Annotated in this window: 7 protein-coding genes; 3 read left to right on the plus strand and 4 right to left on the minus strand. The window is 67.0% G+C overall.

What is annotated here, in order from left to right; all coding sequences use genetic code 11:
• The first annotated feature begins 65 nt into the window (after positions 1-65).
• Positions 66-1,916 carry an alpha/beta fold hydrolase gene (locus AB4061_RS08220; RefSeq protein WP_441632602.1) on the plus strand — a complete coding sequence of 617 codons (1,851 nt, stop codon included), beginning with the start codon at positions 66-68 and terminating at the stop codon, positions 1,914-1,916.
• 93 nt (positions 1,917-2,009) lie between these two features.
• Here AB4061_RS08220 and AB4061_RS08225 read toward each other — a convergent pair whose 3' ends face one another.
• The 4 genes from AB4061_RS08225 to AB4061_RS08240 all read right to left on the minus strand — a co-directional run bounded on the left by AB4061_RS08225 (position 2,010) and on the right by AB4061_RS08240 (position 7,122).
• Positions 2,010-4,253: a polysaccharide biosynthesis tyrosine autokinase gene (locus AB4061_RS08225; protein ID WP_441632603.1), complete on the minus strand. Its 2,244-nt coding sequence runs from the start codon at positions 4,251-4,253 to the stop codon at positions 2,010-2,012.
• A complete protein-coding gene (locus AB4061_RS08230) occupies positions 4,250-4,714 on the minus strand; it encodes an arsenate reductase/protein-tyrosine-phosphatase family protein (protein ID WP_441632605.1) in 465 nt (154 codons plus the stop codon). Before AB4061_RS08230 ends, AB4061_RS08225 begins: the two co-directional genes overlap by 4 nt.
• Positions 4,715-4,725: 11 nt before the next feature.
• Positions 4,726-5,820: a polysaccharide biosynthesis/export family protein gene (locus tag AB4061_RS08235; RefSeq protein WP_441632853.1), complete on the minus strand. Its 1,095-nt coding sequence runs from the start codon at positions 5,818-5,820 to the stop codon at positions 4,726-4,728.
• A 360-nt stretch (positions 5,821-6,180) separates the two neighbouring features.
• Positions 6,181-7,122 carry a response regulator transcription factor gene (locus AB4061_RS08240; protein ID WP_441632606.1) on the minus strand — a complete coding sequence of 314 codons (942 nt, stop codon included), beginning with the start codon at positions 7,120-7,122 and terminating at the stop codon, positions 6,181-6,183.
• Positions 7,123-8,009: 887 nt separating this feature from the next.
• Here AB4061_RS08240 and AB4061_RS08245 point away from each other — a divergent pair.
• Positions 8,010-8,870 (plus strand): class I SAM-dependent methyltransferase, encoded by an 861-nt coding sequence (locus AB4061_RS08245; protein ID WP_441632607.1) that lies wholly within the window; start codon positions 8,010-8,012, stop codon positions 8,868-8,870.
• Positions 8,867-10,054 (plus strand): glycosyltransferase, encoded by a 1,188-nt coding sequence (locus tag AB4061_RS08250; RefSeq protein ID WP_441632608.1) that lies wholly within the window; start codon positions 8,867-8,869, stop codon positions 10,052-10,054. Before AB4061_RS08245 ends, AB4061_RS08250 begins: the two co-directional genes overlap by 4 nt.
• Positions 10,055-10,102 lie beyond the last annotated feature (48 nt).

Genomic DNA, 10,102 nt, shown 5'->3' on the forward strand with positions numbered 1-10,102 from the left:
AGCGTACCCGTTTCTGCGTGCGCCAATGCCTGGGGCCAATGCCTCATTTTTCGCTGGGAGAGGTCATGAAACCGGTCTTGTTCGAGGGCTGTGCCGGCTGGCTGCACGAGGCGCCAGGCACCACGGGCGTGGTGCTGTGCAACCCGCACGGCCACGAGGCGATGTGGTCCCACCGGGCGTTTCGCCACCTGGCCACAGACCTCGCCGCCGCGGGCTTGCCTGTGCTGCGTTTCGACTATCCCGGCACCGGTGACTCCGCCGGTACCGATGCGGATGCCGAGCACATTGCCTGGTGTGTGCATGGCATCCTGGCCGCGGTAACCACGCTGCGCGAGCAGGCCGCGGTGAGCCGGGTCGTGCTGTGCGGCCTGCGCCTGGGGGCCACGCTGGCCGTGCTCGCCGCCGAGGCACTGGCCGCGCGCGAGCCCGGTGCCGTGGCCGGCCTGGTCTTGCTGGCGCCGGTGGTGAGCGGGCGCGCCTATCTGCGCGAGCTGCGCGCGTTGCACACTAGCTGGGTCAACAACGTCATCCCCGACATCGAGCTCACGCCGCCCACCGACGGGTCGCTCGACGTGCTGGCCTATCGCTTCCAGCCCGACACCGTGACGGCGCTCGAAGGCCTGCGCCTGACCCGCCGCAAAGGCTGCCCCGCGCCGCGCGTGCTGCTGCTCGACGCCTGGCCGGGCGCCACCTCCCCCGTCGCAGAAATGGGTACGCTTTATCGCGGCTCGGGGGCTGAAGTCACGCTGGGCACCTTTGGCGAGTATCCCGGCATGATGCAAGCCGCCGAGTACGCGCAGGTGCCTGAGAGCGCCTGGCAAGAGGTGCTGGCCTGGGTGCGCCCGGCCATCGCCGCCGGGCGCCGCGGCGCCGCGCCCGGCCGGCCTGCGCCGGGCCATGAGAGCCTTGCGCTGGAGTGCGAGGTGGACGGCGTGCGCGAGCAACGGGTATGGCTGGACCGCGGGCGCCAGTTCGGCATTCTTTGCCAGCCCGCGCGGCGCGGCGCGAGCGATGTCGCGGTGCTCTTTCCCAATACCGGCGGCAACCATCATGTGGGCGACGGGCGGGTCTTCGTGAGCCTGTCGCGCGAGCTGGCCCGGCACGGCGTCACCGCATTGCGCCTCGATCTCTCCACGCTGGGCGATAGTCCGGCCCCGGCTCGCCAGATGAGCATTCCCGCGGTCTACGCGCAGAGCGCCTGCGACGATGCCAGTGCCGCCGTCGACTGGCTGCGCGCGCAGGGGTACCAGCGCATCGTCATGGCCGGGGTTTGCTCGGGCGCGTTCATCAGCTTGCATGTGGCGCTGCGCAATCCGGCGGTCAACGGCCTGGTCCTTGCCAACCTGGCGAAATTCCGCTGGGACGATGCCGACACCGCCGCGGTGAACGAACGGGTGCAGTCCATGCGAGGCTACGTGGCGGCCGTGCGCCGCGCGCAGAACTGGCGGCGGCTGTGGCGCGGCCAGGTCAAGGTCTGGCCGATCCTGTCCGGCTTCGCACGCCGATGCACGCGGCGCGCGCTGCAACGCGGCGCAGCCGTCGTGGCGCGCTGGCGCGGCAGCGACGACACCACCACCGTGACCGGCTTCGCGCGGGCGGCCATGCGGGAGCTCGACCGGCGCGGCGTGCGGACGGATTTCCTCTACGGCATGAGCGATATCGGGCTGGAAGAAGCCAAGGACCGCTTTGGCGGCAACCTCGAAGCGCTGCAGGGCCTGGGCAACATCCGCGTGCGCACCCTGCCCACGTTCGATCATTCGCTGTTTCTTGCTGACAGCCGCGCCGCGCTGGCGGCGCATCTGGTGCGCTACGTCGAGGCGCAGCTGGCGCGTGGCGAGCCGGGCGAGGTGAGCGAGGCGGACGAGGACAGCTCCGGCGCGCTGGCGGAAGCGGTGTCGGGCACGGCGAGCGCCTGAGCGCGGGCGGCGAGCCCTCGTGGCCCCCGTGCAACGACGAAAGAAGAGGCGCCGGATCCCGGCGCCTTCGATTGCGCGCTGCGCGGGGCAGCCCTACCGGCTCTGCACCGTATCCACGTCCTGGTACCGATAGTTCAGATACCGGTACTTCCCGAAGTTGTAATGCGCCCGATACCACCGCCCTTGCACATTCAACCCGTTGAACAGCACGCCCTTGACTTCCCCGCCCACCTGCCTGATGGCCCTGCCCGCGGCTTCCAGTTCATCCACGGTAGTGGAGTCCGCCCGGGCCACCATGAAGACCGCATCCGCCTTGGTAGCGAGGATTCCGGTATCCGAGGCGGCCAGCACTGGCGGCGTGTCGATCAGCACGATGTCGTAGTTCGCCTTTAGCGCGTTGAGCAACGCGTCCATAGCGGGACTCAGCAGCAGGTCCGCGGGATGCTCGGGCAGCGTCCCAGTGGGAATGAAATCCAGCCCGGGCACAACCTGCCTGCGCACGGCGGGTTCCACCGGCGCGCCCTGCAGCAGATCGGTCAGGCCGGGGCCGCGGTCGGTGTCGAAGCGCCGGTTCAGGCTGCCCCGCCGCAGGTCGGCGTCGATCAGCATCACACGCTTGCCGCCGGCGGCGAGCACCGCGGCGAAGTTGGCGCAGATGAAGGACTTTCCGACACCGGGCGCCGGGCCCGTCACCAGCACCACCGGATGGCGGTTGCCAAGCAGCGAGAACTGCAAGGCGGTGCGGAAGCTGCGCAAGCTCTCCATGGCGGGATCGTCAGGCATCTGGCAGGCCAGCAGCGCGGCGTTCGGGTTGCCCTGCGTGACCAGGCGCGACTGTTCCGGGCTGAACGGGATGGTGGAGTACACCGTGAACCCTGTCAGGTTCTCGATATCGTCGGCCTCGGCGACGCCGCCGTCCAGCATGTGGCGCAGGCCCACGACGATCAGCGCGCCCACGGTGCCAAGCATGGCCGCGAATATCACCAGCAGCGACCGGTTGGGCCGCACGGGCTGCAAGGGCACTTCGGCCGGATCGACCATGCGCGCGGTCCCCACCTTGCTGGCCTTGGTCAGCTTGAGCTGCTGGGCGTCATTGAGCAGCGATTGGTAAAGCTCGGTGCTGACCTTGACATCGCGCAGCAGGCGCAACACGTTTTGCTCCACTTCGGGCAGTTTCTGGATACGCGTGGTCACGCCGGCGAGCGCGCCATTCAGGCTGCCGATCTGCTCATCGATGATGCCGATGCTGGGATGGTTGCCGGTAAAGCGCGTCACCAGTTCCTGGCGTTTCGCGCGCAGCTCCTGCAGGCGCGTCTGGATCTGCACGGACTGCGAGAGGATCAGCTTCGACTCTTCGGTCAGGTCGATCGTGCCGCGCTGGTTGCGCAGCGCGTTGTAGCGCGTCTCGGCGGTTTCGACCTGCTGCTTGACCTGCGGCAGCTGCTGGTCGAGGAAGGCCAGGGATTTCTCGGCTTCCTCCGCCCTGCGGCGCACGTTCTGGTCGACATACTCGCTGCCGATCTCGTTGAGCGTTGCCGCGATCAGGTCCGGGTCCGGGCCTTCAAGGGTGACGCCGATCACTCCGCTCGACTTGCCGCGCTCGGCAATCTGCAGGGATTGCTGCAGCCGCGCGATGGCAATGGCCCGAGGCAGCCGCGTCACGTTGAAGGTGGCGCCAGGGTTGCCTTCCAGTTCCGTAATGAGGATCTCGACGTTGCCGCGTGAGGTTGGCACGACCAGCGGCTGGCCGACGGTGCCCGTTGCCATGGCCTGCTCGCCCTTGACTTTCAGCCGGTACCGTTTGCCGTCAAGGGCCGTCACCGTCATCCTGGTGCCTTCCAGCCGCGTCGGCATGTCGAGGCGGTCTACCGTAATGCGCTCGTCGCCCCAGACGAAGCCGCCCCAGCCGAAGAGGCCGGGTTCCGACAGGCCAGGGTTGTAGCGTGCCAGCGCCTGGCCGATCAGCGGAAAGTAGCTCGGCCTGGCATCGATGAACAGCTTCAGGCTTTCCACTGCCTTGCCCACCACCATGCGCGATTGCAGCAGCTCGATCTCCGCGGCGGCGGCCGGCTTGACGTCGAAGACCGGCGCCACGCTGCCCGCGAGCTTTGTGTTGGCGCTGCTCCCCGTGTCCTCCACTTGCACCACGATATCGGTACGGTAGACGGACTTGGTGAAGAACGCGTAGGTCGCGCCCAGGGCGAAGACCGTGCCCGCGATCAGGATGAAGGTCCAGCGATAGCGCATCAGCACGTCGAGATAGCCGGTCAGGTCAACCGGTTTTTCCCGCTGAGTGCATCCCCCCGGCAATGCCTCGTTTGGATTGAACGTGTTCATGCGACCTCCCCGTGACATTGATCCTGTGCAATGGCGCGAATGCGCACCGACCATGAATCGACCCCTTGCTTGATCAGCCCCAGCACGATCCTGAACATATTCTGCGAACAGCCATAGGGATCGGGCACGTCGGCGTGCATGAATTCGCAAAGGCGGTAGACCTTGCCGCGTGCCTGCGGATACTGGCGCTCAAGCGCTTCTCTTTGTTCCGTGTCCATCACCAGCACCAGGTCGGCGCCGTTGATCATGTCCCCGTCCAAGGTGCGCGCGCGGTGCCCTGAGAGATCGAGGCCGTCCTCCTCGAGCAGGCGCACCGTGTGCGGATCGGCGGCGGCGCCCTCCAGCGGGGCCAGCCCGGCGGAACTCACCGTGCAGCCGGGCAGCGCGTGGCGCAGCAGGCCCTGCGCCATGGGGCTGCGGCAGGTATTGCCAATGCACACAACCAGGATTGAGCGGATCATCGCGGCCTCGCTTACTTGACCACGCTGGCGGCGCTGAACGCACCGCTCGTCGATGGCAGCAGCAGGTTGACCACGCGGCTCCAGCGCACCAGTTCGCGCGCGTCGACATACACCACGTCCTTTGCCTCGAGTTCGAAGCCTTCGGCAATGGCCAGGGCCACGGGCGATGTGCCGTCGAGGTGATACACCTTGGGTTCGCCGTCCGCCGCCTTGCGGATCACGAAGATCTGCTCTGCGTTGGCGGTGTTCGGGTTCACGCCGCCAGCGTCGCCAATGGCCTCATTCAGCGTCATGCGGCCATTGCGCATCAGCAAGCTGGTGGGGCGCACCACCTCGCCGGTGACGAAGATCTTGCTGTCCTCGCGCTGTTCCACGCGCACGATGTCGCCGTTCTTGAGCATGATGCGCGAGGGATCGATGCCGCGCGCGAGCAGTGCGGGGATGTTGACGTGCCAGCTGCGCTCGCCGCGCGTGATGCGGATGCGGCTGTTGTCGCCTGTCAGGTTGAGCACGCCGCCAGCGCGGTTAAGCGCCTCGATCAGCGTCATCGGCGCGTCGTCGATCGGTTGCATGCCAGGCGTGCGCACTTCGCCATCGACATAGATGCGCTGGCTGCGGAACGCGAGCACGCGCACCGTCATCTGGGGATCACGCACCACGCGCGAGAGCACCTTCGCGATCTGGTCGCGCACGTCGTTCGCCGTCCTGCCGGCGACCTTCATCACGCCAGCGTAGGGAAACTGGATATCGCCCTGCGCGCTCACCACATAGCCGGGCACATTGGAGCCGCCACCCACCGCGGGGATTTCATACGCGGCGCCGATGCTGTAGGTCTGGTTGGGGAAGACCAGTTCCGGGTGATCCCATACCACCACCGAGACGATGTCGCCCGGGCCGATCAGATAGGGCTGCGGCTTGCCGTAGAGTTCGTCCAGCTTCTCGACCTCGCGCTGCGCCATGGTGCGCTGGTTGCGCACCACCTCCAGCGTGATCGGCGTGATGTTGGGCATGGCATCGGGTCCGACCGCGCCGACGGGCGCCTTGGGGTCGAAGTGCATGCCTGGGGAGCTTGCGCAGGCGGCGAGCATCAGGGTCGCGCATAGCATGGCAAGGCATGCCAGCGGCCGGCCTTGGCGTTGCGTCTTCCTGTGTTGCCCGTCATGGTCGGTGATCTTGTTCACGGCAGCCTCCTGCATTGGGCGACAGGGACATCGCAACCGCTGCGACAGTCCCCCGATGCTGCCATCCTAGGAGGCGTGAGGGGGCCAATCGGTGCGCTGTCACACATTGCACTGCGATGCCGGAACCAGCGTGCGCGAGGCGCCAGGGCGAACGAACCGGGCCTGCCCTTGGGCGGGGCGAAGACACACGACGGATGCTGGAGAGCGTGCCCTGCGGCCCGGAGAAAAGACAACGGCGGCAGGCTTGCGCCTGCCGCCGCCGGTTGGTTGCGTCGCAAGCGCGCCTCAGCGCATCGCGGCGGAAACGCCCGTGCCGTACTCCGCAACCGTGCGTACCGGCCTGGTGCCGGCAGACGGCGCGGTGCGCGCCGCCGTGCGCGGCGCGGCCTCGTCGCCGCTGACCCATTCCAGCGACGCGCCGCGTTGGAGCGCCGCGTAGACCGCCTCGCCCTTGTTGCGCACCTTGAGCCGCTGGTACAGGGTGCAGGCATGGCTCTTGACGGTCGCCACCGAGATATTGAGCATGCGGCTCACAGTCTTGATGGGATGTCCGCGCGCCAGCAGCACCAGGACCTCATATTGCCTCGGGGTGATCTGCAGCATCTCGGCTTCGTCGTACGCGGTCTCGCTGTGCCCGGCGGTGCTACCGGCGTCGGCCGGGACAGCGCTCTGGCGAGACATAGCAGCCAGGGACTCGCGCGAGGATGGCGCGGCCTGGATGCGCATGCCGGCGGAGTTGCATTGCGCGCTGTCAGCCAGCGGCGCCAGCACGGGAATGCGTCCACCTACAGGATAGTTGCCGGCCGAGAGGCCCGGCGATCCGCTGCTTGACGCGCCGGCCTGGCGGTTGTTCTGGCCGCGCACGTATTGCCCGCCGACCATGGCCAGGCGGATGCCGGCTTCCAGCACCGCCAGCGAAGCGGATTTCGGCAGGCAGCCGCAGATCCCTTGCGCCATGGCGAGCGCGGGAATCTGCAGCGGGATCATCTCGGCGAGCAGCAGCAAGCGATCGGCCGAGAGCACGGAGCGCACCTTGTTGAGCAGTTGCCATCCGGCGTCGGTGTCGGCCGGCATGCCGAACACGAGCAGGTCGCAATGATTGCCTTCCAGCAGGGCGACGTCGGCCGGGTCGACGGTGATGACGTGGTCGACGCCATGGATGCGCTCGAGCATTTGCAGCAACCCGAGACGCAGCAATGGGTGACCCTCGATGAGCAGTGCGTTCATGTTGTTATTCCCCCCGTATGATTGCGGTAGGAAACAGGTTGAACGCAGCGGAATAATGACCTGCGCGACCCTCGTGGTGCTCCACGCGCGCCGCCCCAATTTATCCCCGTACCACCGCCAAGCCGGAGCGCCCGTTCTTATTGCCGGGAACTGACCGCGAGCCGGAAGGCTGACCCCCTGAACCCACCCCAAAATGCCATTCGTCTTAAAACGAATTAAGGTCATATTATGGTCTGATCTGCACGAAATCAAGTTGCTTTGGCGGCGCTCTAATTGGGTTGGAGAGGTTTGTTCTCATCATCCGGAAAGCCTTGGTAGTGGCCGCATGGCGGGTTACCCGAATGGGTGATGGATAATTGCCGGGATTATGTTTCAGGACTGAAACAGTTATTGGCCAATATAGTTTCACAGCTGCAACAGAAAGGGGTGTTGCTAGCGCATTTACGGCTTTTCCGGGTGGCGCGCCCGCGTGGCGAATCAATCTTGAAACGCGCGCCGAGGTGGAGTCCGCGACCCTCTTGCGCCTCCGGCATGAGCCTTGGGCGAGCGCCGCGCGACAAACGGATGAGAGCCATCTCAGCCATCAGGATGAGGGGAGAGCGCCAGCCGGCACGCGAGCATGCCCGCGGTGCCGGATGCCCCCCTTGCGCTGCAGGAAAGCGATGCTGGCGGTACCCCGCCGCCGCGCCTGAGCAAGGCCCCGCATACCTCGCGGCGCACGCCGGTCTTGCCTGTTCCCGGCGTGCCGACCCGTGTGTGGCAACGTACAGAAACCCGAATTCCGCCCCGGCATCCTCACTGCAGGCAGAACGGTCATCCGCCCGGCATTGCATGCCAGCGGCACGGCTGCGCTTTGGTCCAACGTTGCTCATCTTCACGAGGATGTCATGGCTTCAGGCACGGCGCAGGATCGCATCAATCAACACGCATGGCGTAGCTGGGGCGCGCGCCGGTGGTTCGGCACCGCCAGCGATTGGACCGACCCTGGCGAGGCCGCGGCGATCGCCCGGGTGGCGGACGAAGTGCGGGGCCAGCCCATCCTCGACGTTGGCGTGGGCGGTGGGCGCACCGTGGCGCTGCTGCGCGCGCTGAGCGACGACTATACGGCGGTCGACTACATGCCCGAGATGGTCGAGATCTGCCAGCGCAATCATCCCGGCGTGCGGGTGATGCAGATGGATGCGCGCAACATGTCGCGCTTTGCGGACAGCAGCTTCGCGCTGGTGATGTTCAGCTTCAACGGCATCGATGCGGTCGACTACGCGGGGCGCGTCGCCATCCTGCGCGAGTTCGCGCGTGTGCTGCGGCCCGGCGGCCTGATGCTGTTTTCCACGCACAACATGCGTGGGCCCAGCTATCGCGAGAATCTCTCGCGCTTCGTGCGGCTTCCGCATCTGTCGGCCAACCCTATCGCGGTTGGCATCGATACCGCGCGGGTGATCTGCAACCTGCCGATTGCCACCTTCAACTATCTACGGCACTCGCGGCTGAACCGCGAGTTCGATGGCTATGCCATCCGGGTTTGCGCCGCCCACAAGTTCGGCATCGTGATCGTCTACACCGAGTTCGCCGCGCAAAAGCGCGCGCTCGCGGAGCTAGGGCTGCACACCGATGTGGTGTTCGGCAACCTGAACGGCGAGCCGGTGCGCGAAGGCCAGGACCTGCGCGACGTGCACTGGTTTCATTTCATCGCGCGCAAGCCCGCGTCCGGCGACTCGTCACCGGCGGCCCCCGGAACCCGGCAATGAAGATCTTGCACGTGATCTCGTCGATCGATCCGGGTGGTGGTGGCCCCATAGAGGGCGTGCGCCAGCTGCGCGCGCCGCTACGCGAGCGTGGCGTGCAGGTGCAGGTGTGCTGCGGCGACGCGCCCGACGCGCCCTGCGTGCGCGATAGCGAGCTCGACGTCATCGCGCTGGGGCCGTCATCGCTCAAGTACGGCTTCAACCGGCGCATGGTGGCCTGGTTGCGCGCGCATTGCGATGAGTACGATGCGGTCATTGTCGAAGGCCTGTGGCAGTTCCACGCGCTGGCCGTGTGGCTGGCGCTGCGTGGCAAGCGGGTACCGTATTTTGTGTTTACGCACGGCATGCTGGACCCCTGGTTTCGCGACCACTATCCGCTCAAGCATCTGAAGAAGAGTCTCTACTGGCTGGTCGGCGACTACTGGGTCCTGCGCCACGCGCGCGGCGTGCTGTTCACGTGCAGCGAAGAGAAGCAGCGCTCCAGCGGCGCGTTCTGGCCATATCGGTGCCGGGAGGTGGTGGCAAGCTACGGCACGGCGCAGCCACCGCAGGACAGCGCGCCGTTGCGTGAGGCCTTCCTTAGCGCCTTCCCGGAGGTGCGCGGCAAGCGCATCGCGCTGTTCCTTGGCCGGATCCACGAGAAGAAGGGTTGCGACCTGCTGGTCGACGCCTTCGCAGGCGTGGCCGCAGCGCATCCCGCGCTGCATCTGGTGCTGGCCGGACCGCACGACGCCGCGTTGCGCGCGATGCTGGAGCAACGCATTGCCGCGCATGGGCTGTCCGCGCGCGTGAGCTGGACCGGCATGCTCAAGGGCGAGCTCAAGTGGGGCGCGTTTCATGCGGCCGAGGTGTTCTGCCTGCCTTCGCACCAGGAGAATTTCGGCGTGGCGGTGGCCGAGGCGCTCGGCTGCGGCGTGCCGGTGCTGATCTCCGACAAGGTCAACATCTGGCGCGAGATCGTCGCCGACGGCGCCGGGCTGGTGGGCCCGGACACGGCGCAGGGCGCCGCCGCCTGCCTGCGGCAGTGGCTGCAGGCCGAGCCCGCCGCGCAAGCGCGCATGCGTATTGCCGCGCGGCAGTCCTTTGCCCGGCGCTTTCATGCCGGACAGGCCGCACAGCGGCTGCTGGACATCCTCCATGGCGCGACCGAGGCTGCGCAGCCTGTCCACCACGCGGCGGCGGGATAGAGGAGGCAAGGCCATGCTCGCGCCGTCATGCCACAGCGTCATTGAGCG

It is taken from the genome of Cupriavidus sp. YAF13 (assembly GCF_052113425.1).
GTDB lineage: Bacteria > Pseudomonadota > Gammaproteobacteria > Burkholderiales > Burkholderiaceae > Cupriavidus.